Annotated in this window: 1 protein-coding gene and 1 pseudogene; both read right to left on the reverse strand. The window is 59.3% G+C overall.

Annotation, left to right across the window (positions count from 1 at the left end; all coding sequences use genetic code 11):
• The coding region (locus EOD07_RS38960) for a MucR family transcriptional regulator (protein WP_348627805.1) at positions 1–132 on the reverse strand (132 nt) is incomplete at its 3' end.
• A gap of 208 nt (positions 133–340) precedes the next feature.
• A pseudogene (locus EOD07_RS36255) lies at positions 341–767 on the reverse strand (ROK family protein); the annotation flags it as partial.

Genomic DNA, 767 nt, shown 5'->3' on the forward strand with positions numbered 1-767 from the left:
GGAGGCGACGCTGGCGATCAGTCCGCCCAGGTCCGAAGCGGGCAGGCGGTTCTTCGCGACATAGGCCGATACGATGTGAGCGGTGAGCTCGAGCAGGTCGACTTCCTTGGCTGTGCTGGTGTCCTCGTCCACGTAATCCCTCCATTTCTGCCGCAAGGCCGCGAAACCGATCCGGTTGTCGCGGTGTACAATATCAAGGCGCTGCGAGCGTTGTTGGCGAATTCTGAAAAGCCGCAGGGGCCGCAGGCCGGCGAATTCCTAGTCGGCAAATCTGCGTGGCGCAACGTTTTGTCGCGTCAATACACGCTGTTTTGAACAATTATACTGAAATGTAACAATATCAGACGATCAGCGCCTTGTCGCGCCATAGACGAAATCCACCCTCGAAAGCGCGAGTGTTGTCGCCGCGCCGGGATTTCTCAGGCAATTCATCGAGCTTGTCGACATTGCCGCCGCCGATCACGACATAGTCGGGCTGCAAGGCGGCGCGAAGCCTGCCGACCACGTCGAAAACGTATCTGCGCCATTTTTTCTTCCCGTGTTTCGCCAGGCCGCGCTCGCCGACATAATCCTCGAAAGTCGCTCCCTTCTTGTAGGGCAGATGGGCAAGCTCCATGGGCTGGCCAACATTCTTGATGATCATGGCAGCGCCCAGGCCCGTGCCGAGGCCGAGGAACAACATGCGGCCGCCGTCATAGCTGCCGATCGCCTGCATCAGCGCGTCGTTGACGAGCTTCACCGGCATGCCGAAGGCGGCGGTGAAATCA

The sequence above is a fragment of the Mesorhizobium sp. M2C.T.Ca.TU.002.02.1.1 genome (assembly GCF_003997225.1).